Here is a 20,926-nt window from a genome sequence, read left to right as displayed (position 1 = left end):
GGGCGGCTTCGAGGGTCGTTACTCGCGCGGGCGCGGCAGCGCCGTAAACAGCGTCTGGACGATGGAGAAGGGGTCGTAGATGGACTGGTGGCACTGGCAGTAGACACCGTTTTCGCCGCCGAACGTGGCGGAGCTGGCCGCCTGCTTGTAGCCGGGGACACAGCAGAAGTGGGTACACTTGTTGAGCCACGCGATGACTCCCTGGTCCGTCGAGGCGGCGAGCCACTCGTTGTCCTGTGCGGCCTCCTCGATGCGCGTCGAGCGGAGCACCTGAATCGGCATCGTGTTCTCGGCGCCCTCGGAGCGCCAGGTGCCCGTCGCGGGCATCCCGATGCCGGCCCGTCCGATGCCGTTGCCCCACGTCTCGTACTCGTCGAAGTCGTTGACGTTCAGGCGGTCGCCGGAACTGTACGTCTCGGACTGCCAGTCGTATCCGCCGCTGTCGGAGCGGAAGTAGTTGTCAGACTCGTAGGTCGGGTTCAGGCCCTCGTAGGTCTGCACGCCGCAGTACTGGAACCAGTCCTGCGAGTAGGTGACGCCCGTCCCTTTGTAGTCCTCGGTGAGGGCGAGGTCGACTTCCACACCGTTCTGCGTGACAGTCTGAACCTCCGGCCAGACGCCGCGGATGTAGCCCTCGTCGTCGATCTCGATCGGGATCTGTGGCATGCCGCGCGGTGCGGGACCGCCGGTGTTCTCGATGGCGTACGCCTGCGTCGGCCCCCCACCGGTACCGGTGGATGACGTTGCGGTGTTGATGGCGGCCGCGCCTGTCGTTCCCACGCCCGCGAGCGCCGCTCCCCCGACGACGCCCTTGACGAACCGACGGCGACCCGAATCGGCGGGGTACTTGTCGCTATCGCTCATACTCCCACCTTCGAGGCGGCCAGTAAAAGCGTGACGAATCCACCGTGGTAGTACGCCCCACGAAACGGCCGCCAGCGAAGGGGTCCGACCGTCCGAACGCGCGGAATTCGTCGGTCGTCGAAAACTGGACGAAAACGTTCGCAACGTTCGTTTAGAACCGACTTCCGGGCAAATTTTCGGCGTTACTCGTGGCCTTTTAGAATGCGGTACTCGTATTCGAGTAGGATGCGATTGCACACCAGAGACGTGCGACAAGATGTTCGCGAGCTTGGGGCGTTGCTCGGGGACGTGCTCGAGGCGCAGACGTCGACGGCGTCGTTCGAGACGGTCGAAGAGCTTCGGCAGGCGGCCATCGCCTACCGGAAGGGCGAATCCGGGTCGCGCGAGCGGCTCTACGACGTGGTCGGAGAGCTCGAACCGGAACGCGAGAGCGTCGTCGCCCGCGCGTTCACGACCTACTTCGAACTCATCAACCTCGCCGAGGAGCGCGAGCGCGTTCGCGTCATCCGCGAGGCGTCCCAAGAGGGGACGCTCGAAGACGGTATCCTCGACACGCTCGACGCGCTGGACGACGAGGAGGTCGACGAGGAGCTTCTGGGACGAGTCCTCGAAGACGTGCTCATCGAGCCGACGTTCACGGCGCACCCGACCGAGGCCCGTCGCAAGACGGTGAAATCGAAGCTTCGCTCCATCGCCAACCGACTGGAGACGCTCGACGAGCGCCGCCTCACCGACCTCGAACACGACCAGGAGTGGCGGCACGTCGTCGCCGAGGTGACGAGCCTCTGGCAGACCTCGCAGGTCCGCGACCGCCGCCCGGAGCCGACCGACGAGGCCCGCAACGTCCAGTGGTACCTCGAAAACACCCTGTTCGACGTGGTCGGCGAGGTGTACGAGGAACTCGAAGAGGAGCTCCGCGCCGAGTACCCCGGCCTCGACGTGCCGAAGCTGTTCGAGTTCCGCTCGTGGGCCGGCTCCGACCGCGACGGCAACCCGTTCGTCACGCCCGAGGTGACTGAAGACACGCTCGAACGCCAGCGCAGCGTCGCCCTCGAGAAGTACAGCGACTCGCTCAAGCGTCTCTCCGGTGTGCTGAGTCAGGACGCGACACGAATCGACCCCGGTCACGAGCTCGAACGCTCGCTGAAGGCAGACCGCGAACTGCTCCCCGTCGTCGCCGACGAGGCCGACGAGCGCTACCCCAACGAGCCGTACCGCCAGAAGCTCAAGCTGATGCGCGAGCGACTCCGCCGCGTCGAGGACGTACGTCCGAACGGCTACGCGGACGAGAGCGAGCTACTGGCCGACCTCGAAGTCATCGACACCAGCCTCCGGCGGACCGGCGCGGCGCAGGTCGCCGACGTGTACGTCGAGCCCCTGATGCGGCAGGTCGACACATTCGGCTTCACCCTCGCCAGCCTCGACCTCCGCGACCACCAGGAGAACCACACCGAGGCCGTCCACGAGGCGCTCGCCCACGAGGGTCTCGACTACTACGGTAGCTCGGAGGAGGAGCGCGTCGAACTCCTCACGGACGCGATTCTGCAGGAAGAACCCGTCGTCGACCTCGAAGACCCCGGCGACGTGTCGGAGACGGCCGAACGCGTCCTCCGCCGCTTCCGCAAGCTCGGCGAGTGGCAGCGCGAGTACGGCGTCGGCGCTATCGACACCTACTGCATCTCGATGACCGAGGAGCCCTCGCACGTGCTCGAAGTGCTGTTCCTCGCCGACCAGGCGGGCGTCGTCTCCCTGCCCGACCACTGCGGCATCGACGTGGTCCCGCTCCTCGAGACCGAGTCGGCGCTCAACGGCGCGCGCCGCATCATGGGCACGCTGTTCGAGAACGAGGCCTACGGGACGGCGCTCGCCGCCCGGAACGACGTCCAGGAGATTATGCTGGGCTACTCCGACTCGAACAAGGAAAACGGCTTCCTCGCGGCCAACTGGGACCTCTACAAGAACCAGCGCCGCCTCGCCGACATCTGCGACGACTTCGACGTGACGATGCGGCTGTTCCACGGCCGCGGCGGCTCTATCTCCCGCGGCGGCGGCCCGATGAACGAGGCCATGCTCGCGCTCCCGAACGAGACCGTCACGGGGCAGATTAAGTTCACCGAGCAGGGCGAGGCCATCGCCGAGAAGTACGCCAACCCGCGCATCGCCGAGCGGAACCTCGAACAGATGCTCAACGCCCAGATTCGCGCCCGCCTGCAGGCGATTCGGACGCCCGTAGAGGAGGTGCCTGACCGCTGGGTCGACGCCATGGACACCATGGCGGCCGCCGCGCGCGAGGAGTACCGTGACCTCCTCGAATCGGACGGCTTCGTCTCCTACTTCGAGCAGGCGACGCCCATCACCGTCATCGAGGAACTCAACCTCGGCTCCCGCCCGGCGTCCCGGTCCGACGAGCGCAGCGTCGAGGACCTCCGCGCCATCCCGTGGGTGTTCTCGTGGACCCAGTCGCGGTGTATCCTCCCCGGTTGGTACTCGCTGGCCGCCGGCGTCAACGCCTTCCTCGAAGACGGCGGCGACATGGACGACCTCCGCGAGATGTACGACGAGTGGGCGTTCTTCCGCAGCACGTTCGACAACGCCGCGATGGCGCTGGCGCGCACCGACCTCGAAATCGCCACGGAGTACGCGAACCTCGCCGACGAGGAACTCCGCGAGGAGTTCTTCACCCGCCTCACCGAGGAGTACGAGGACGCCGCGGACCTCATGCTCGACATCAGCGAGCGCAGCAGTCTCCTGAAGCGCGAGTGGCTCGAAGAGAGCCTCCGCCGCCGCAACCCCTACGTCGACCCGCTGAACCTACTGCAGACGCACCTGCTGTCGCAGACCCACCGGACCGACGAGGAAGAACAGACCCTGCGGCTCACCGTCAAAGGCATCGCCGCCGGGATGAAGAACACGGGATAACGCGAACACGACGCCGACGACCTCGGCCACCCGCCGAGGATTCCGTCGCCGCGCCGCCGGGACCGATTAGGCCCGACGGAGGTCGTACGGGTTCGAACAGACCGGACAGGTCTGCCGCGCGACGCGATACTCGCTTTTTAATCGCTGTCTGACACCGTCGAAGTCGGCGTCGCCCTCGTATCTCGATTCCACTTGCTGTCCACAGTGCGGGCACACCACCACCACCACCGTTGCCATATTCGGCAGTACGGCCGAGTCCATCATATATGTTCACCCTGTTTGTGGCGGGGTCGCACGTCCCATTCCGTCGGGTGTTCGCGGCGGCGAATGCGAGGCGCTGAGCGGTCGTACGCGGCGAAAATGGAGGCTTCTGCGTCGCGGCCGTCGGCCGGGTGCAGGTCGGCTCAGCTCAGGCGTGGTTCCACGGCGCTTCCTCGAAGTCGACGATGCGGTGGGTCGAATCGAGGTCGTCGATGGCGGCCACGTCCTCGTCGTCGAGGTCGAGGTCGAGCGCGGCGACGTTGTCGCGGATGTGGTCGGGCGAGGCGGCCTTCGGGATGGGTGTTGCGCCCTTCTCGATGAGCCACGCGAGGGCGACCTGTGCCGGCGAGGCGTCGTGCTTCTCGGCGATGTCGACGATGACCTCCTCGTCGGCGACCTGGTTGCGCGCGATGGGCGAGTAGGCGACCAGACGGTGGCCGCGTTCCGCGGCGAACTCGCGGAGTTCGCGCTGCTGGAGCATCGGGTGCATCTCGACCTGGTGGGCGAACACCGGCGCGTCGAGCGTCTCGATGGCGGATTCGAGCTGGTCGGGTCGGAAGTTGCTCAGGCCGACGTGTTCGATGACGCCCTCCTCGACGAGTTCGTCGAGGGCCGCGAGCGTCTCGTCCTCGTCGTAGCTGTCGAGCGGCCAGTGGACGTACAGCAGGTCGATGGTATCGACGCCGAGCTTTTCGGCGGACTCGCGGGCCGTCTCCAGCACGTCGTCGTAGCCGAGGTTGTCGGTGTCGAGCTTCGTCGCCACGAACACGTCGTCGATGTCCACGTCCGATTCGGCGAGCCCCTCGCCGACGAACTCCTCGTTGTGGTACATCTGGGCCGTGTCGACGTGGCGGTAGCCAACGTCGAGGGCGGTCTTCACGGCCTCGACGCACTCGTCGCGGTCTTCGAGCTTGTACGTCCCGAAGCCGAGTCGCGGGAAGTCCTTCATGGGCGGACGGTTGCGGGCGGGCGAGTCAAATCCTGCGGTTGCGGAAGGCGTGGATACACTTACCACCGGCCCGCCAGTTATCGCGGGTATGCCCTCCGAGAAGGAGAAGATGCTCGCGGGCGACCCGTACGACGCGAGCGACCCGGAACTCGTCGCGGAGCGAAAGCGCGCGCGCCGACTCACGCGCCTGTTCAACGAGACCGACGAGACCCAGACCGAGCGCCGCGAGGAGCTGATTCGAGAGCTGTTCGGCGAGGTCGGCGACTCGTTCGAAATCGAACCGACGTTCCGCTGCGACTACGGCTACAACATCCGCGTCGGCGAGAACTTCTTCGCCAACTTCGACTGCGTCTTCCTCGACGTGTGTCCCATCACTATCGGTGACAACTGCCAGCTCGCGCCGGGCGTCCACGTCTACACCGCGACCCACCCGCTCGACGCCGCGGAGCGAATCAAGGGCCCCGAGTCGGGCGAGCCGGTGACAATCGGCGACAACGCGTGGCTCGGGGGGCGGGCGGTCGTCAACCCCGGCGTCACCATCGGCGACGACGTGGTGGTCGCCTCCGGCGCAGTCGTCACGAAAGACGTGCCGGACTCGGTGGTCGTCGGCGGCAACCCGGCGCGAGTCATTAAAAGGCTGGACTGACCGGGCGGACGCCGTCGCGTCGCGGTCGTCGCCGCGTCGCCATCGCGCGATTCTCTCGGATTCGAGTGCGTGCGGTGCTCTGGCACACGATGTTCCCTCCGAAATGGTTTTGAAGTACGCTCGCACACGGTCAGTATGCCGACGGACGAATACGACCCAGAGATGGGGCGCAAGTTCATTTTCGTAACCGGGGGTGTCATGTCCGGCCTCGGGAAGGGTATCACGGCCGCGAGCACCGGGCGACTCCTGAAGAACGCCGGGTTCGACGTCACCGCGGTCAAGATAGACCCGTACCTGAACGTCGACGCCGGGACCATGAACCCCTACGAGCACGGGGAGGTGTACGTCCTGAAAGACGGCGCTGAAGTCGACTTGGACCTCGGGAACTACGAGCGGTTCCTGGGTATCGACATGACCGCCGACCACAACATCACGACGGGCAAGACCTACCAGCACGTCATCCAGAAGGAGCGCGCCGGCGACTACCTCGGGAAGACGGTCCAGATTATCCCGCACGTCACGGAGGACATCAAGCGCCGCATCCGCGAGGCGGCCGAGGGCACCGACGTGTGTCTCGTCGAGGTCGGCGGCACCGTCGGCGACATCGAGTCGATGCCGTTCCTCGAATCGCTCCGCCAGTTCGCCTCCGAGGAGGAAGACGGCGACGTGCTTTTCACCCACGTCACGCTCGTCCCCTACTCGAAAAACGGCGAGCAGAAGACGAAGCCAACCCAGCACTCCGTCAAGGAGCTTCGGAGCATCGGCCTCCAGCCGGACATCCTCGTCGGCCGCGCCGACGACAAGCTCGAACCGGAGACGAAGACCAAAATCGCGCAGTTCTGCGACGTGCCGGACGCCGCCGTGTTCTCCAACCCCGACGTGCCGGACATCTACCACGTCCCGCTGATGGTCGAAGAAGAGGGCCTCGACGAGTACGTCATGGAGCGTCTCGGCATCGCCGACGAGGCGCTCCCGAAGGAAGACCGCGACAGCCGCTGGCGCGAACTCGTCACGGCCGACCGGACCGGCTCGGTCGACATCGCGCTCGTCGGCAAGTACGCCCTCGAAGACGCCTACATGTCCATCCACGAGGCGCTCAAGCACGCGGGCATCGAGTGCGGCGTCGACGTGAACATCCTCTGGGTCGACTCCGACGAGATGCTCGACAAGCACGAAGAGCGCCTGAAGGACGCCGACGGCGTCGTCGTCCCCGGCGGCTTCGGCTCCCGCGGAACCGGCGGCAAAATCGAAGCCATCCGCTACGCCCGCGAGAACGACATCCCCTTCCTCGGCCTCTGTCTGGGCTTCCAGATGGCCGTCGTCGAGCAGGCCCGGAACGTCCTCGGCCACGAGGACGCCCACTCGGCCGAGCTCGACCCCGACACGCCGTACCCCGTCATCGACCTTCTGCCCGAGCAGTACGAGGTCGACGAGATGGGCGGCACGATGCGCCTCGGCGCGCACGACACCGACATTGACGCCGGCACGCTCGCGGAGGCGGTGTACGGCGACACCTCCTGTACGGAGCGCCACCGCCACCGCTACGAGGTGAACCCCGAACTCATCGACGAACTCGAATCCGAGGGGCTCCGGTTCTCCGGCCGCGCCGAAAACCGCATGGAGATTCTCGAACTGACGAACCACCCGTTCTTCTTCGGAACGCAGTTCCACCCCGAGTTCCGCTCTCGACCCGACCGCGCGAGCCCGCCGTTCCTCGGCTTCCTCCGCGCGGTCCTCGGCGAACTCGACGCGCGCGAACTCGGCAACGAAGAGGTGACAGCATAATGGTAAACGTAGACGAATTCATCGAAGACGCGACCGCATCGATTCGTGACCAAATCGGCGACGAGCACGCCATCATCGCCCTCTCGGGCGGCGTGGACTCCTCGGTCGCCGCGACGCTCGCCTACGAGGCCGTCGGCGAGCAGCTCACCCCGGTCTACGTCGACACCGGCCTGATGCGCAAAGGCGAGACCGAGCAGATTGCGGACACCTTCTCCTTCATGGAGAGCCTCCGCGTCGTGGACGCCCGAGACCGATTCTTCGACGCCCTCGAGGGCGTCGTCGACCCCGAGGAAAAGCGCAAGGTCATCGGCGAGCAGTTCATCCGCGAGTTCGAGCGCGAGGCGAAGGAGACCGACGCCCAGTACCTCGTGCAGGGGACCATCTACCCCGACCGCATCGAGTCCGAGGGCAACATCAAGTCCCACCACAACGTCGGTGGCCTGCCGGACGTGGTTGACTTCGAGGGCATCGTCGAACCCGTCCGCGACCTCTACAAGGACGAGGTCCGCGAGGTCGCCCGCGCGCTCGGCCTCGAGTCCATCATCGCCGAGCGGATGCCGTTCCCGGGGCCGGGCCTCGCGGTCCGCGTCCTCGGCGAAGTCACGCCCGAGAAGGTGCAGGTCGCCCGCGACGCGTGTCACGTCGTCGAAGACGAGACCGAAAAGCACGAGCCGTGGCAGGCGTTCGCCGCCGTCATCGGCAAGGGTACCGGCGTCAAGGGTGACAACCGCGTCCACGGCTGGATCGTCTCGGTCCGCTCCGTGGAGTCGCGCGACGGCATGACCGCCCGCGCGCAGGAACTGCCGTGGGACACCCTCCAGCGCATCCAGTCGCGCATCACCGGCACGAACGAGAACGTCGCCCGCGTCGTCTACGACGTGACCCACAAACCGCCGGCGACCATCGAGTACGAATGACGACGGCAATCGTCGCGGGGACCGACCCCGACGGACTCGGCGAGGCGCTCGAAACCGAGGGTGCGACGGTCGTCCGCGTCAGCGGTATCGCCTCCGCCGACTCGCTCGGCGAGGCCGGCATCGAGGACGCCGACCTGTTCGTGCTCACCGATATGGACGACGCGACGGCCATCTCGGTGGCAAAGGAACTGAACCCCGACGTGCGCGTCGTGACCTACGCCTACGACTCCCTCCCGGAGTTCGCCACGGCGCAGGCCGACCTCGCCATCGACCCGAACCTGCTCGCGGTCGACGTGGTCGCGGAAGAACTCGTCTGAGACGGTCAGAAACGCCTGACTGTCTCGGCGTAGTGATTTTTCTTTCAAGTCCTGATTTGAGTGGATATTAATGTCTTTGTGGACCTTCATGACGGTTGCAAATGTCGTCTTTCTCCCGACGAACGATGCTGAAGAGCCTCGGCGCGACCGGTCTGCTACTCGCCGGCGGTGCGACGACCGCGGCGGCACGCCCCGGCGGCGTCGCGGCGGGTGACGCGCGGTTCCGAGTCGGCCACTTCTCGCCCGACGCGCCCGAAGTCGACATCGTCGTCAAGGACGGCCCGACGCTGTTTTCGGGGCTGGCGTTCGGCGACGTCTCGCACTACGAGACGGTGCCCGCCGGGACGTACGACCTGCAGGTCGCCCTCTCGTCGGACGGGACGGTCGTGCTCGACCTCCCCGGAACGACCCTCGGCGGCGGCCGGACCTACACGGTGTTCGCCATCGGATTCGCCACCGGCGGGTCGCCCGGGTTCAGCGTCCTCCCCGTCGTCGACGCCGTCTCGCCCGCCCGCGCGCCGCCGTCCAACGGGAACGTCTGCCGCGTGCGCTGAGTCGAACACCGGTCGCCACTCACCTACGCGGTCGGCGGTGGCCCTCCCTATTTTCTGACGAAACTCGGCGAAATTCGACGCCGTTCGAGCCGAATCACGCGCCAACGACCGCAAGCCGGCGCGTCGGTTTCCACCCTTCAATACCGCGGCGTACAGAGCGGACGACGTCGCGGGGCGAAGGCGGTTCCCCACCAGTCATCGCGCGGACCGCCCGCTCGCGCCGCCCCGCAGACACACGGACACCCACCAATGACACACACCAGACGACGCTTCCTCAGGTCCGCCGCAGGAATCGCCGCCGCGACCACCGCCGGCCTCGCCGGCTGTATGGGCACCGCGTCCGCGACGACGGGGACGCTCTCGACCCGCGTGAGCGACAAGCCCGGCGACATCGCCGACTTCGAGTCCTGCGTCGTGACGGTCTCGACGGTCCGCGTCAAGCCCGCCGACGGCGAGGCGAAGTCGCTCGACGCGGGCGGCACAGCACTCGACCTCGTCGAACTGCAGGGCGACGCCTCGGCGCTCGTCGAGGAGTTCGAACTGGAGACCGGCATCTACGACTTCCTGCAGGTCGAGGTGTCGGAGACCGACGCGACCCTCACCGACGGATCGGCCGCGACCGTCGAGGTGCCCGGGTCAGCCCCGCTGAAGTTCGAGCGGTCCTTCGAGATTCGCGCCGACGAGACGACCACGTTCACGGCCGACTTCACGCCCGTCAAGGCCGGCAACGCGGGCAAGTACGTCCTCCAACCCGTCGCCGACGAGGTGACGGAGACGTACGAGTCCGAAGAGACGACGACCGACACGGACTCGAACGAGACGACGACTGATTCGACCGCCAACGAAACGACGACGAACGAAACGACCTCGTAACGCGGTCGCTCCGACGCGACTGGTCCCGCTGGAGTTCCCGGCCCCGCTTCGGTTCGGCTCACACCTGTTCTCCCCGCGCTTTCGAACACTCGGTCCTCTTCTGACACCTGCCACCAGAGTCGAAACCGGCAGACAGCGGCGGGTGACTCCGGCCCGCGTTGCCATGGTCGAAACCCCCTTTTGGCGTCCCCGCCGATAGCCGGTAACATGGTTCGGGTCTCGACCGGCGCGCGCATCCACTTCGGCTTCCTCAATTTGAGCCTCGCCCGCGACCGCCTCTACGGCGGCGTGGGCGTCGCGCTCGACGAGCCGCGGGTGGTCGTCGCCGCCGAGCCCGCGTCCGAGGTTCGGTGCCGGCATCCCGCCGCCCGCGAGTACGCCGAGCAGGCGGTCGAACTCCTCGGAGCCGACGGCGCCGACCTCTCGGTCGAGCGCGCCCTGCCGCGACACGCCGGCCTCGGGAGCGGGACACAGCTCGCGCTCGCGGTGTTGCGGGCGGTCGCGGCCGCCACCGGCCGCGAGGCCGACGTGCGCCGACTCGCACCCGAGATGGGACGCGGCGGTCGCTCCGGCGTCGGCGTCGCCACGTTCGAAGCCGGGGGAGCCGTCCTCGACGCGGGCCACCCGACCGCGCGCTTTACCACGGACCGACCGGAAGACGGCGCGTGGTCGGTCCCGGCGGTCGCCGCGCGACACGAGATACCCGACCGCTGGCGGTTCCTGCTCGTCGTCCCCGACGTCGACCCCGGCCGCAACGGCGCGGCCGAGGAGTCGAGCATGCGCTCCGTCGTCGAGCGCGCGGACGCGCAGACCGGCGACCGAATCGCCGGCATCGTCACGCGCCGGCTCCTCCCGGCGCTCGCCGAGGGGTCCGCCGAGCGCTTCGGCGAGGCCGTCGAGTCCGTCGGCCGGCTCAACGGGACGTGGTACGCCGACGAGCAGGGGGGCGTCTACCGCCCGCCGGTCGGCGCGCTCGTCTCGTCGCTGTCTGAGTCACCGGTCGTCTACGGCGCGGGCCAGTCGTCGTGGGGGCCGACCGTCTACGGCGTCACCGACGCCGACCACGTCGACGAGGCGGTCGAGGCGGGTCGGGCGGCGCTGGCCGATGCCGACATCGACGGGAGCGTCTCGGTCGCCCGCGGGCGGAACCGCGGCGCGAGCGTGGAGTGAGCGCGCTGAACGACGAGACGGGAGTGCCGGCGGTGGAACCCTCGCGTCGCGCTCCCCGAAACGCCTAACCGACGCGGCCGAGTCGGATTCGATATGTCTCAAATCCCCTTCGGCATCCCCCGCCTCGACAGCATCATCGGCGGCGGCGCACCCCCGGGGAACGTCGTGCTCCTCGCGGGCGAGTCCGGCGCGGGCGCTCGGGAGTTCCTCTACACGAGCGCGACGATGAACGCCCTCTCGCACACCGACGAGGAGCTGTTCGACCTCCACTACGGCTCGCTCGCGGACACCGCGACGCCGCCGCCGGAGATTCACTACGTCTCGTTTACCGCCGGCGAGGAGTACCTGCGCCGCGAGATGGGCTACACGATGGACGACGAGGTCGTCGAGTCCGCGGTCGAACACATCGAGTTCCACGACCTCTCGCCGGAGTACTTCCAACTCAGCCCGATTCCGCGCGAGTGGTATCTCGGCCAGCCGACGAAGTTGGAGGACCTCGGCCACCAACACAACCGCGAGTCCGTGCTTGGCGCGCTGGGGACCACCCTCAGTCAGCACGCCCCCGGTAACCTCGTGCTCATCGACTCCCTGACCGACCTCGTGGCCAGCCAGTCCGACGAGATGACGTGGTCTGACATCGCGATGGTCATCAAGGGTCTGGAGAAGGCCTCCTACCAGTGGGGCGGGCTCATCCTCGTGCTCGTGAGCACTGAGGCGCTCTCGAAGACCGAACTCGGCGTCCTCAAGGGCGCGACCGGCGGCTCGCTGCTTTTCGAGTGGGAGTCCGGGGGGTCGAAGCGCGCGCGGACCATGGTCGTCCAGGAGTTCCGCGGCGTGCTCGCCCGGTTGGAGAGCGAGAACATCGTGCAGTTCGAGACCGAAATCAACGAGGGCGGCCTCGACGTGAGCGACGTACGGAAGATTCGCTGAGTCGAGTGTCGAACCACCGGACTGTCGCGAATTCGGGGATAGTTCTTAAGGCTGCGTGGACAAACTGGAAACGAAGATGGAAGGGGAAGACGGGGTGTCGCTCCCAGACGACCTCCACACGTGGGTCGAGGCGCGCGCCGACGAAGAGGGCGTCGACCCGGAGACGGTGCTCGCACGGGCCCTCGGGACCTATCGGCTCGCCGTGAGCGACGCGGGCGAATCGCCGACGACGCGGACGCGGTCTCGGACCGCCTCGGCGGGGTCGAAGCGCGCGTCGATGAACTCGAAGGTGAACTGGACGAGAAGATATCAGACGTTCGGATGCGCGTCGTGCAGGTCAAACGCGAGGCGGACGAGAAGGCCCCGCGCGACCACACGCATCCGGAGTTAGACGCCGAACTCGACCGACTGGCCGACGACGTGCGCGCGGCTCGGAACCGCGTGACCGATCTGGACGAGCGGTTCGACGCCGGCTTCGAGAACTTCGAGGAGATTCTCACCTACCTCGACGAGACGACCGCGACGCTCGACGAGAACCTCCGGACGGTCGCGCGGACGCTGCTCGACCTCCGCGGGCGGGCGGCCGACCTCGAAGCCGCCGACCTCGAACGACAGGCGCTCGCCGAACTCCTCCGCACCGCGAACGCGGCCGACGAGAAGAAAGCGCGATGCGAGGAGTGCGACGAGACCGTCCACCTTGACCTGCTCGCGGAGCCCCGCTGTCCGTCGTGTCGATCCCTGTTTCGCGAGCTGTCGTCCTCGCCCGGTTTCTTCGGGTCGGCGACGCTCCACACCGGCCGGCTCCCCGCGCTGGAATCGGCGGACGAGGCCCGCGCGACCGACGAGGTCGCCGACCTCCTCGACGAGGCGATTACCGGCGCGGTCGACGACGCGACCGACGGCGACGGCGGTCGATACGCCTCCCGGGAGGAGGAAGAGTCGGCTCAGCAGGGTGCCGCGGCGGGAAGCGAACACGGCGACGACTGAGGACTCACGAGGACGATGACCGACGACAATTCAACAGACGACACGACGGGGGACGAGCCATCCGTCTCCGGCGGCCGCGACGACTCATTCGGACGCGACGACTCGGCAGCCGACAGCGACGACGCCGCCCGCGCCCCGGACGGAGGCCGCGACGGACGAAGCGACGACGCCGACTCGGCCCCGCTTTCGGACCTCGCCGGACGCGTGGCCGAGCGCCGCGCCCGCTCGCGCGTCACCGACCGCAACGAGACGGACGAACTCTTCGAGTCGGTCGAGGTCGGCGAACTCGACCGCGAGGACGTGTGGACGGCGCTCGTCGAAGGCGGTGACGAAGAGCGAGCGGCGGGCGTCGGCGTCGGAGCCGAGGCCACCCCCGTCGACGACGCCGACGGCGTCTCGGATCACGTCGTCCCCAAGACCGAGTTCTGCCAGCGCTGCGAGCACTTCGGCGACCCCCCGAAACTCGCGTGCCACCACGAGGGGACGACCATCGTCGAACTCGAAGACAGCGACCACTTCCGGGTGCGGAACTGCCCGATGGTCGAGAAAGACGACTGATGGCGGCGGGACGGCGGGTCGGTTCTGATTCTCCCGACGATGCGGAGTGACAGCTTCTTTGCCCTCGGTCCGCTACCGGCGGGTATGCAGTTCTGCGACGAGTGCGGTTCGATGATGGTGAGCCAGAACGGCGCGATGACCTGCACGAACGACGACTGCGGGGGGACCGCCGAGCGCGACGAGGACCTCGCGGCGGAGTTCGTCTCCACCGAGGCGCAGTCGGGCGACGAACTCATCGAGACCGAAGAGGGCGCGGAGTTCGAGGGCAAGCCGACCGCGAAAGACGTTCATTGTGACGACTGCGGCCACACGAAAGCGTGGTACACCATCAAACAGACCGGGTCGGCCGACGAACCGCCGACGCGCTTTTTCAAGTGCCAAGAGTGCGGCTACCGATGGCGCGAGTACAACTGAGAGACTGACTGTCCCTCTTTCTCCACGCTCAGGCACCAAGCACCGAGAGCCGAGTCACCCGTCTCCCAACTCCTCGGCCGTCACCGCACCCGGACCGACCTCACGCTCGTCTTCGGCGTCAGCCGCGAGCGCGTAGCCGTAGGGGACGAGCAACAGGCTCCCGAACCAGCCGACGACGAGTCCCAGAGCGCCGAAAATCGTCCCGACGAGGCCGATGGCGACGGCGTCGGCCGCGATGACGACCGCGACGAGCGCGACGCTCCAGCCGACGAGCGACTTCCACGACCCGCGGCGGATGCAGAAGCCGGCGAACAGTCCGAAGGCAGTCACGACGCCGATACCGGGAACGAGAACGTAGCGCATGCCGAGCGACCCCGTGTTGGTGAGCGTCGTCGCCAGCCACATCGCGACGAGCGTGCCGGGGACGACAGCAAGCGCGGTTCTGCGGTCCAACGGGCGAGCGCGCGGGTGAATCCGGAACGCGCCGAGGAGGCCGAGGCCCGCAATAGTGTACGCCCAGCCGATGGGGTTGAACAGGAACCCGCCGACGACGGCGAGGAAGTTCCCGAGAATCTCGCCCTCGTTCGCGGGATAGACGAGGTAGTGCGCGCCGCCGCGCTCGTAGAGCCCCGGCACGACGAACGTGCTGTTGGTGACGGTGCCGCCGTCGATGGCCTCGCGCACGTCGGCGCTGGCGTTCGCGGCGGGCGACGACGCCGCGGCGGCGACGGTCTCCCAATCGGTCGGGTCGAGCTCGATGGTCGCGCCGACGGGGTCGTCCGAGACGTTCAGCGAGAACCGGTAGTACCGGCCGTCGTAGACCGCGAACTCGGCGTCTTCGTTCACGTCCGAGAGCGTCATGTACGCCTCGGGTTCGATGTCGCCGTCGTACCGGCCGGTCCGGGCGGCGGTGGCGACCGGCTCTCGGAGTTGCGGCGTCCGGTTCACCGTCTTGTCGAGGTTAACCACGTCGGCGTCGTGGGAGGCGACGAGACCGGGCGGCGAGTCTGCTGTCACCGCGTCGGCTTCGTACGTCGATTCGAGCGTCGAGGTGGAGGTGGCGACGGCGAACGACTGGCTCAGCGCGACGCCGACGAGGAGGAGGGCGACGACGGCGGCGAGTCGCTTGCGGGGGACCATGCAGGCGGCTTCGGAGCCGAGGCAAAAATGTCGTTCGGTCGATGAATCTCGGGCAGACGGTGCCGGAGACGACCCCGTCGCTCACTCGACGCTGAGGTTCGGGAGGAGGAAGTCGGCGACTGCGGCCGCGACCTTCGCCTCCTGCCCGACGAAGAAGTGATCGGCGGCGAACTCGACGACCGGTTGGTGGTACTCGCGGGCGCGCTCGACGACTGGTTCCCAGTCGGCGATGTCGTCGCGAGTGCCGTAGACGACCTGCACGGGGACGGGGATGCGGTCGAAGGCGGCGACTGCATCGAGGTCGTCGGCGAGTCGCCCGGCGGGGCCGAGCGCGGAGACGGCGTCCACGGCCGCGCCCTCGGCGGCCGCGAGGAGCGCCATCGCGCCGCCGAACGAGAAGCCGAACAGGCCCACGCGGTCGTAGCGCTCCGCGGCCCACTCGACCGCCCGGAGGGTGTCGGCGCGCTCGCCGTAGCCCTCGTCCCACGCGCCGTAATCGAAGCGGAGGCAGTCGATACCGCGGGCGGTGAGCGCGTCGCTGACGGCGACGAGGCGGGCGTCGCCGCGGTGGCCCTGGTGTTGTGGATGGGGCGGACAGGCGACGACGACGGCGTCGGTTCGGGTCGCTGGGTCGTTCGTGCCGTCCGCGCCGTCTTCGCGGGCGCGGTCGAGGGTCGCCCGCACGTCGCGCCCCCCGGGGACGAGAATCGTCTCGGTCATAGAGACAGGTTGCGCTGGTGAGGTTTTAAGCCGAACGTCGCGTAGTAATTGGGTATGGGAATTCTCTCTCGCACGTCGTACGTCATCCGGTCGAAGATAAACGCCCTCCTCAACCGTGCGGAGGACCCGACCGAGACGCTCGACTACTCCTACGAGAAGATGCGCGACGAGCTACAGCAGGTCAAACAGGGTATCGCCGACCTGACCACCCAGAAGAAGCGACTAGAGATTCAGAAGCGCCGCCTCGAAGAGAACGTCGAAAAGCACAACGACCAGGCCCGCGAGGCCGTCCAGCAGGACCGCGAGGACCTCGCCCGCAAGGCGCTCGAAAAGAAGCAGGCCAAGATGAGCCAAATCGAGGAGCTGGAGACCCAAATCGCCAGCCTGCAGGAGACCCAAGACCAACTCGTCAACAAGAAGGACGAACTCCAGAGCCGCATCGAGGAGTTCCGCACGAAAAAGGAGACGATGAAGGCCCGCTACGAGGCCGCCGAGGCGTCGAGCCGCGTCTCCGAGGCGATGTCCGGCGTCGGCGACGAGATGGCCGACGTGGGGCGCGCGCTCGAACGCGCCGAGGAACGCACCGACGAGATGGAGGCCCGCTCGGCCGCGATGGACGAGCTCATGGACTCCGGCGCGTTCGACGACGCCCTGTCGGACAAGGACTCCATCGAGCGCGAACTCGAAGCCGGCCGCACCAGCGCCGAGGTCGACACCGAACTGGAGACGCTCAAAGCCGAGATGGGCAAGTCCTCCGGGTCGTCGGACGCCGAAAGCGAGAGCGCCGCCGACGCTGACGTGGACGTCGAGACCGACGTGGCCGACGAAGAGGTCGAAGCCGAACTGGAGGAACTGAAGAACGAAGACGACTCGTCTGCTTCCTCCTGAGCGCGCCCGCCGTCTCAATCTCTCTCGCCGCCTCAACCGCCCCGCCTCCCTACCGCCACCGCCGTCCCGCGACACGGTCGACCCTCCGACTAATCGCCAGTACGCACTTCAACCCACCCCGCGATAGCTTCGGTCATGTCGAACACCGGCGGCCCGTCGGCCGGCGAGCCCGACGACACGATGCGGGAGCGCGGGACGACGAGCCGCGCGAAACTCCGCGCCCTCCTCGACGCGGACCGCCGCGTCGTCGCCGCGGCCCCGCTCGTCGTCGTCTTCTGTAGCGTCGTCGTTCTCGGCCAACTGGACCCGACCCCGCTCCGGGTCGCCGTCGAGTCCTCGGACCCCATCGAGACGCTCGCGCAGGGCCTTCTCACCGCGATTATCACGGGCGTTACGCTCGTCGTCACCATCAATCAGCTCGTGCTCTCGCGCGAACTCGGCCCGCTGGGCGACCAGCGCGACCGGATGGAGGGGTCGATGAACTTCCGCGAGGACGTGGCCGACCTGCTGGACGCGCCGGTCGCGCCGCCGGAGCCCTCGGCGTTCCTACGCGCGCTGGCCGAGGGCATCGCATCGCGGGCGCGAGCGGTCGAGGCGACGCTCGATGCCGACGGGGACGCGGGCGAAAGTGGCGACGCGGACAAGGACGCGAGCGACGCCGACCCGCCGACCCGCGTCCGCGAGTTCGCCGAGGAGGTCGAGTCCAACGCCGAGGCGGTCGCCGAGCGGCTGGAAGGCCGGCAGTTCGGGACGTTCGAGGTGCTGTCGGCGGCGCTTGACCTGAACTACTCGTGGAAAATCTATCAGGCGGCGCGGCTCCGCCGCGTCCACGACGCCGACCTCTCGTCGGAGACGAAGACGGCGCTGTCGGAGCTTCGCGACGCGCTCGAACTGTTCGGTCCCGCCCGCGAGCACGTCAAGACGCTCTACTTCCGGTGGGAACTGGTCGACCTCTCGCGGATGATGTTCTACGCGGCCGTCCCCGCGCTCGTGGCGAGCATCGGCGCGATTCTCTTTCTCGACGACCCGACCACGGTTACCGGCGCGACGCTTGGCGTGTCAAACCTCCTCCTCACGGTCGCGTTCGTGGTGGCCGTCTCGCTCGCGCCGTTCGCCGTGCTCGCGGCTGCAGTCCTCCGAATATCGACGGTCGCCAAGCGGACGCTCTCTATCGGGCCGTTCGTGCTCCGGTCGGAGACCCGCGAAGACGACCTCGACTGGGAGTCCTGAGGGGCGTTTAGCGTCGGGGCCGTCGCGTCACCGACGCTGTGCGCCGGTTCCCGGGCGGTCGAGAGCTTCGAGGTCGATTTCGCCGTTCGGCATCGGAACGCCCTCGTAGGGGTCGTCCGCGAGAAGGAGCGAGCCGTCGAGGTCAGCGTAGTCGAGCAGCGGCGCGAGGTGACAGCCCGCCGCGATGGCGGCGTTCGTCTCTATCATGCAGCCGAGCATGACTTCCAGCCCGTGGGCGCGGGCGGCGTGGATGGCGCGTTTCGCCTCCGTGAGGCCGCCGCACTTCATCAGTTTGAGGTTCGCGATGTCGACCCGGTCGGCGATGCGCGGGATGTCGTCGGCCGTGATGCACGACTCGTCGGCCGCGATGGGGAGCGCGCCGCGGTCGTAGACGAATTTCAGCCCCTCGTGGTCCTCGGCGGGGACCGGCTGTTCGACGAACTCGACACCGTGGTCGGCGAGGAACTCGGTCATCTCGACGGCCTCGCGGGGCGTCCACGCCTCGTTGGCGTCGACCCGGATGGTTGCGCCGGGGGCCTCGTCGCGGACGGCCTCGATAATCGCCCTGTCGCGGTCGGTACCGAGTTTGACCTTGAGCACGTCGTAGCCGGCCTCGTAGGCCTCCGCGGTCTTCTCGCGCATCGTGTCGAGGTCGTCGAGACCGACGGTGTACGACGACGTGGGCGTCCGCGAGGGGTCGAGCCCCCAGAGGCGGTACAGCGGGACGCCGAGGCGCTTGGCCCCGAGGTCGTGGAGGGCGATGCTCACGGCGGTCCGCGCGGCCGGGTTGCGGCGGACCGTCTCGGCCATCTCGCGCTCGATGCGGTCGATGGCGTGCGCGTCGCCGACCGCCTCGACCACCGAGAGCAGGTCCGGAAGGACGGCCTCGACGGTGTCGGCGGTCTCGCCGTAGTGCGACGACGGGGCGGCCGCGCCGACGCCCGTCATGCCGCCTTCGTCCTCGATTCGGACGACGACGTTCTCGGCTTCGGTCTGGACGCCGCGGGCGATGCCGAACGGCTCCGCGAGCGGCATCGAGACGCGCTCGAACTCCGTCGTGAGCATCTAGAACACCTCGTCTATGAGGTCGGCCGACCCGAACCGGACGGGGTCAACCGCGGGGACGCCGAGTTCGTCGGCGAAGGCGTCGACGGCCTCGGCCGCCTCCACGTCGTCGTCGACGTGCGAGGTGTTGAGCATCCCGGCGACCACGTCGGCCTCGTGGACCGGGTCGGCGAGGTTCTCGTACAGCGAGACGTACTCCGAGAGGTCAGGTAGGGCGAACTCCTCGTAGCCGTGAATCGCTTCGCGGGTGGCCTCGTGACAGAGGACGAGCTTGTCGGCCATCGAGCCGTGGAGGATGCCGCAGGTGACCGCCGAGTACGCCGGGTGGACGATGCTCCCCTGGCCCTCGACGAACAGCACGTCGTGTTCGTCGCCCTTCTCCAGAATCATCTCCTCGACCGCGCCGGCGGTGAAGTCGCTCACGACGCGGTCGACGGGGTTGCCCCAGCCGGCGATCATGATGCCGGTCTGGCCGGTCGGGATGAACCCCGCGTCGATGCCGCGCTCGCGGGCGGCCTCGACGAGTTCGAGCGTCGCGGTCATCTTGCCGACCGAGCAGTCGGTGCCGACCGTGAGGACGACTTCGGCGTCCACGTCGGCGGACTTGCCCTGCGCGACGCCGAGGTCGTCGTGGGGCTTGCGAACGTCGTTGATGTCGCAGCCGTGTTCGTCGGCGAGTCGGACGAACTCCTCGTCTTCCGTGAGGAAGTAGTGAAGGCCGGAGATGAGGTCGCAGCCGCGTTCGAGGGCGGTGCGAACGTCGTCGCGCCACGTCTCGTCGAACGCGCCGCCGATGGGCGAGATGCCGATGAGAAGGGCGTCGGCGTCGGGCGCGTCGGCCATCGAGGCGACGACGGGCACGTCCGGGAGGTCGCGGCGGTGGTCGGCGGCAGAGGTGCCGGGGTTGTCGCGGTCGAGGACGGCAACCACGTCGTAGTCCGCGTACTTCAGGACGCCCGTGGCGGTCTTCGCGCGGTCGGGGAACTTCTCGTGTGCGAGGACGACGACTCGCTGTGGGTCGTTCATACAGGGTGTCACTACGTGCCACCCTAAAAGGTGGGGCGATTCGGCGGCGACTGCCGGGTCATATCGCCGAGTTGTCTGCGAGTATTCGAGGACGACCGAGAGCGCGGCCGCGGCGTCGCCACCGTCTCAGAGCCGGTAGAGCCGCGTGGTCCAGAACTCCCTAGACGCCTCCGTGAGCGCCGCTTCGGGGTCGCCGCTGGCGTCCACGGTCGCGGTCAGCGCGGCCCGCACGCGGAACTCACCGAGGACGGTCCGCTCGCCGAGGACGACGAGGTCGGCGTCGTCGCCGGCGGCTCCCGCCTCGGCGTCAGCGTCGCCGTCGAGGAACTCGTCGAGCGCCTCGTGACAGCGGTCGAGGTGGTCGTCGATTTGTCCCTCGCGGATGCGCTCGAAGCGCGCCTGCGAGAACCCGCCTTTCGAGTGGGCGGACTTCACGTCGCTCTCGAAGCCCTCGACGAATTCGAGGTCGCCGTCCTCGTAGCGGCCGAGGGCGAACAGGTCGCCGCGGACGAGGGCGACGACGGTGGCCTCGGTCGGATGGAACCACGCCGGGTCGAGGTCGAAACCGTCGCTCCACGCGTCGAAGCCGTCGGGTTGACGTGGCGGCGAGAGCGCCACGCTCACCAGTCCGGCGTCGTCGGTGAGCGCGACGCAGGGCGCGGCCCGGCGGACGAGCGGGGCGCGGTCGCCGAACGCGGACTCGGCGGCCGAGG

Annotated in this window: 21 protein-coding genes and 1 pseudogene; 14 read left to right on the top strand and 8 right to left on the bottom strand. The window is 68.0% G+C overall.

What is annotated here, in order from left to right; translation table 11 throughout:
• Positions 1–18 precede the first annotated feature (18 nt).
• Positions 19–864, bottom strand: a complete 846-nt coding sequence (locus AM590_RS16795; protein WP_058828466.1) for a cytochrome B — start codon at positions 862–864, stop codon at positions 19–21.
• A 225-nt stretch (positions 865–1,089) separates the two neighbouring features.
• Between AM590_RS16795 and ppc the strand changes: the two genes are divergently transcribed.
• Positions 1,090–3,783, top strand: coding sequence for a phosphoenolpyruvate carboxylase (ppc, locus tag AM590_RS16790; protein ID WP_058828465.1), 2,694 nt, complete (start codon positions 1,090–1,092; stop codon positions 3,781–3,783).
• 66 nt (positions 3,784–3,849) lie between these two features.
• On the opposite strand, the gene AM590_RS20595 is transcribed toward ppc, so the two are convergent.
• Both AM590_RS20595 and AM590_RS16785 read right to left on the bottom strand, forming a co-directional pair.
• On the bottom strand, positions 3,850–4,020 hold the full coding sequence (locus AM590_RS20595) for a hypothetical protein (protein ID WP_157575479.1): 171 nt from the start codon (positions 4,018–4,020) through the stop codon (positions 3,850–3,852).
• A 172-nt stretch (positions 4,021–4,192) separates the two neighbouring features.
• Positions 4,193–4,993 (bottom strand): aldo/keto reductase, encoded by an 801-nt coding sequence (locus AM590_RS16785; protein WP_058828464.1) that lies wholly within the window; start codon positions 4,991–4,993, stop codon positions 4,193–4,195.
• Positions 4,994–5,081: 88 nt separating this feature from the next.
• Here AM590_RS16785 and AM590_RS16780 point away from each other — a divergent pair, with 88 nt between their 5' ends.
• From AM590_RS16780 to AM590_RS16730, 11 genes and pseudogenes are all read left to right on the top strand, one after another.
• The gene (locus AM590_RS16780; protein WP_058828463.1) at positions 5,082–5,639 is read left to right on the top strand and encodes a maltose acetyltransferase domain-containing protein; all 558 of its coding nucleotides are present in this window, start codon (positions 5,082–5,084) and stop codon (positions 5,637–5,639) included.
• A gap of 135 nt (positions 5,640–5,774) precedes the next feature.
• A complete protein-coding gene (gene pyrG / locus AM590_RS16775; RefSeq protein ID WP_058828462.1) occupies positions 5,775–7,424 on the top strand; it encodes a glutamine hydrolyzing CTP synthase in 1,650 nt (549 codons plus the stop codon).
• Entirely contained in the window at positions 7,424–8,341 is a 918-nt protein-coding gene (gene guaA / locus AM590_RS16770; protein WP_004974798.1) for a glutamine-hydrolyzing GMP synthase, read from the top strand. The genes pyrG and guaA overlap by 1 nt, the downstream gene beginning before the upstream one ends.
• Complete coding sequence (locus AM590_RS16765) at positions 8,338–8,658, top strand: NAD-binding protein (protein ID WP_058569113.1); 321 nt, start codon at positions 8,338–8,340, stop codon at positions 8,656–8,658. Before guaA ends, AM590_RS16765 begins: the two co-directional genes overlap by 4 nt.
• 125 nt (positions 8,659–8,783) lie before the next feature.
• Positions 8,784–9,212, top strand: a complete 429-nt coding sequence (locus AM590_RS16760) for a DUF4397 domain-containing protein (RefSeq protein WP_058828461.1) — start codon at positions 8,784–8,786, stop codon at positions 9,210–9,212.
• 249 nt (positions 9,213–9,461) lie between these two features.
• Positions 9,462–10,085, top strand: a complete 624-nt coding sequence (locus AM590_RS16755) for a DUF4382 domain-containing protein (RefSeq protein WP_058828460.1) — start codon at positions 9,462–9,464, stop codon at positions 10,083–10,085.
• A 207-nt stretch (positions 10,086–10,292) separates the two neighbouring features.
• A complete protein-coding gene (locus AM590_RS16750; protein ID WP_058828459.1) occupies positions 10,293–11,255 on the top strand; it encodes a beta-ribofuranosylaminobenzene 5'-phosphate synthase family protein in 963 nt (320 codons plus the stop codon).
• A gap of 93 nt (positions 11,256–11,348) precedes the next feature.
• Positions 11,349–12,185 (top strand): hypothetical protein, encoded by an 837-nt coding sequence (locus AM590_RS16745; protein WP_058828458.1) that lies wholly within the window; start codon positions 11,349–11,351, stop codon positions 12,183–12,185.
• Between the two features lie 76 nt (positions 12,186–12,261).
• A pseudogene (locus AM590_RS16740) lies at positions 12,262–13,172 on the top strand (hypothetical protein).
• A gap of 15 nt (positions 13,173–13,187) precedes the next feature.
• Positions 13,188–13,730 carry a hypothetical protein gene (locus AM590_RS16735; RefSeq protein ID WP_058828457.1) on the top strand — a complete coding sequence of 181 codons (543 nt, stop codon included), beginning with the start codon at positions 13,188–13,190 and terminating at the stop codon, positions 13,728–13,730.
• An 84-nt stretch (positions 13,731–13,814) separates the two neighbouring features.
• A complete protein-coding gene (locus AM590_RS16730) occupies positions 13,815–14,144 on the top strand; it encodes a transcription factor S (RefSeq protein ID WP_058569107.1) in 330 nt (109 codons plus the stop codon).
• Positions 14,145–14,198: 54 nt separating this feature from the next.
• Here the strand turns inward: AM590_RS16730 and AM590_RS16725 are convergent, their stop codons facing one another.
• Positions 14,199–15,284, bottom strand: a complete 1,086-nt coding sequence (locus AM590_RS16725) for a hypothetical protein (protein WP_058828456.1) — start codon at positions 15,282–15,284, stop codon at positions 14,199–14,201.
• Positions 15,285–15,365: 81 nt separating this feature from the next.
• Positions 15,366–16,004: a dienelactone hydrolase family protein gene (locus tag AM590_RS16720; RefSeq protein ID WP_058828455.1), complete on the bottom strand. Its 639-nt coding sequence runs from the start codon at positions 16,002–16,004 to the stop codon at positions 15,366–15,368.
• Positions 16,005–16,058: 54 nt separating this feature from the next.
• Here AM590_RS16720 and AM590_RS16715 point away from each other — a divergent pair, with 54 nt between their 5' ends.
• Both AM590_RS16715 and AM590_RS16710 read left to right on the top strand, forming a co-directional pair.
• Positions 16,059–16,892, top strand: coding sequence for a PspA/IM30 family protein (locus tag AM590_RS16715; RefSeq protein ID WP_058828454.1), 834 nt, complete (start codon positions 16,059–16,061; stop codon positions 16,890–16,892).
• A 135-nt stretch (positions 16,893–17,027) separates the two neighbouring features.
• A complete protein-coding gene (locus tag AM590_RS16710; protein ID WP_058828453.1) occupies positions 17,028–18,122 on the top strand; it encodes a hypothetical protein in 1,095 nt (364 codons plus the stop codon).
• Between the two features lie 27 nt (positions 18,123–18,149).
• Here the strand turns inward: AM590_RS16710 and AM590_RS16705 are convergent, their stop codons facing one another.
• The 3 genes from AM590_RS16705 to AM590_RS16695 form a co-directional block, all read right to left on the bottom strand.
• Positions 18,150–19,187, bottom strand: coding sequence for a dipeptide epimerase (locus tag AM590_RS16705; protein WP_058828452.1), 1,038 nt, complete (start codon positions 19,185–19,187; stop codon positions 18,150–18,152).
• A complete protein-coding gene (locus AM590_RS16700; protein ID WP_058828451.1) occupies positions 19,188–20,213 on the bottom strand; it encodes a DUF1611 domain-containing protein in 1,026 nt (341 codons plus the stop codon).
• Positions 20,214–20,339: 126 nt separating this feature from the next.
• Positions 20,340–20,926 (bottom strand): Vms1/Ankzf1 family peptidyl-tRNA hydrolase (locus AM590_RS16695; protein ID WP_256364948.1); only part of this gene is annotated, 587 nt, incomplete at its 5' end.

Origin of the sequence: Haloferax sp. Q22 (assembly GCF_001482285.1) — an archaeon.
Lineage (GTDB): Archaea > Halobacteriota > Halobacteria > Halobacteriales > Haloferacaceae > Haloferax.
The sequence above is the reverse complement of the archived record's forward strand: the minus strand, read 5'-3'. Positions and strand labels throughout refer to the sequence as shown.

Bases quoted from the DNA above. Each gene is read 5' to 3' on its own strand.
- guaA (WP_004974798.1), top strand. From the start codon at position 7,424: ATGGTAAACGTAGACGAATTCATCGAAGACGCGACCGCATCGATTCGT.
- AM590_RS16760 (WP_058828461.1), top strand. From the start codon at position 8,784: ATGCTGAAGAGCCTCGGCGCGACCGGTCTGCTACTCGCCGGCGGTGCG.
- AM590_RS16730 (WP_058569107.1), top strand. From the start codon at position 13,815: ATGCAGTTCTGCGACGAGTGCGGTTCGATGATGGTGAGCCAGAACGGC.
- AM590_RS16720 (WP_058828455.1), bottom strand. From the start codon at position 16,004: ATGACCGAGACGATTCTCGTCCCCGGGGGGCGCGACGTGCGGGCGACC.
- AM590_RS16725 (WP_058828456.1), bottom strand. From the start codon at position 15,284: ATGGTCCCCCGCAAGCGACTCGCCGCCGTCGTCGCCCTCCTCCTCGTC.
- AM590_RS16795 (WP_058828466.1), bottom strand. From the start codon at position 864: ATGAGCGATAGCGACAAGTACCCCGCCGATTCGGGTCGCCGTCGGTTC.
- AM590_RS16705 (WP_058828452.1), bottom strand. From the start codon at position 19,187: ATGCTCACGACGGAGTTCGAGCGCGTCTCGATGCCGCTCGCGGAGCCG.
- AM590_RS16735 (WP_058828457.1), top strand. From the start codon at position 13,188: ATGACCGACGACAATTCAACAGACGACACGACGGGGGACGAGCCATCC.
- ppc (WP_058828465.1), top strand. From the start codon at position 1,090: ATGCGATTGCACACCAGAGACGTGCGACAAGATGTTCGCGAGCTTGGG.
- AM590_RS20595 (WP_157575479.1), bottom strand. From the start codon at position 4,020: ATGGCAACGGTGGTGGTGGTGGTGTGCCCGCACTGTGGACAGCAAGTG.
- AM590_RS16780 (WP_058828463.1), top strand. From the start codon at position 5,082: ATGCCCTCCGAGAAGGAGAAGATGCTCGCGGGCGACCCGTACGACGCG.
- AM590_RS16715 (WP_058828454.1), top strand. From the start codon at position 16,059: ATGGGAATTCTCTCTCGCACGTCGTACGTCATCCGGTCGAAGATAAAC.
- AM590_RS16785 (WP_058828464.1), bottom strand. From the start codon at position 4,993: ATGAAGGACTTCCCGCGACTCGGCTTCGGGACGTACAAGCTCGAAGAC.
- pyrG (WP_058828462.1), top strand. From the start codon at position 5,775: ATGCCGACGGACGAATACGACCCAGAGATGGGGCGCAAGTTCATTTTC.
- AM590_RS16765 (WP_058569113.1), top strand. From the start codon at position 8,338: ATGACGACGGCAATCGTCGCGGGGACCGACCCCGACGGACTCGGCGAG.
- AM590_RS16745 (WP_058828458.1), top strand. From the start codon at position 11,349: ATGTCTCAAATCCCCTTCGGCATCCCCCGCCTCGACAGCATCATCGGC.
- AM590_RS16755 (WP_058828460.1), top strand. From the start codon at position 9,462: ATGACACACACCAGACGACGCTTCCTCAGGTCCGCCGCAGGAATCGCC.
- AM590_RS16700 (WP_058828451.1), bottom strand. From the start codon at position 20,213: ATGAACGACCCACAGCGAGTCGTCGTCCTCGCACACGAGAAGTTCCCC.
- AM590_RS16710 (WP_058828453.1), top strand. From the start codon at position 17,028: ATGTCGAACACCGGCGGCCCGTCGGCCGGCGAGCCCGACGACACGATG.
- AM590_RS16750 (WP_058828459.1), top strand. From the start codon at position 10,293: ATGGTTCGGGTCTCGACCGGCGCGCGCATCCACTTCGGCTTCCTCAAT.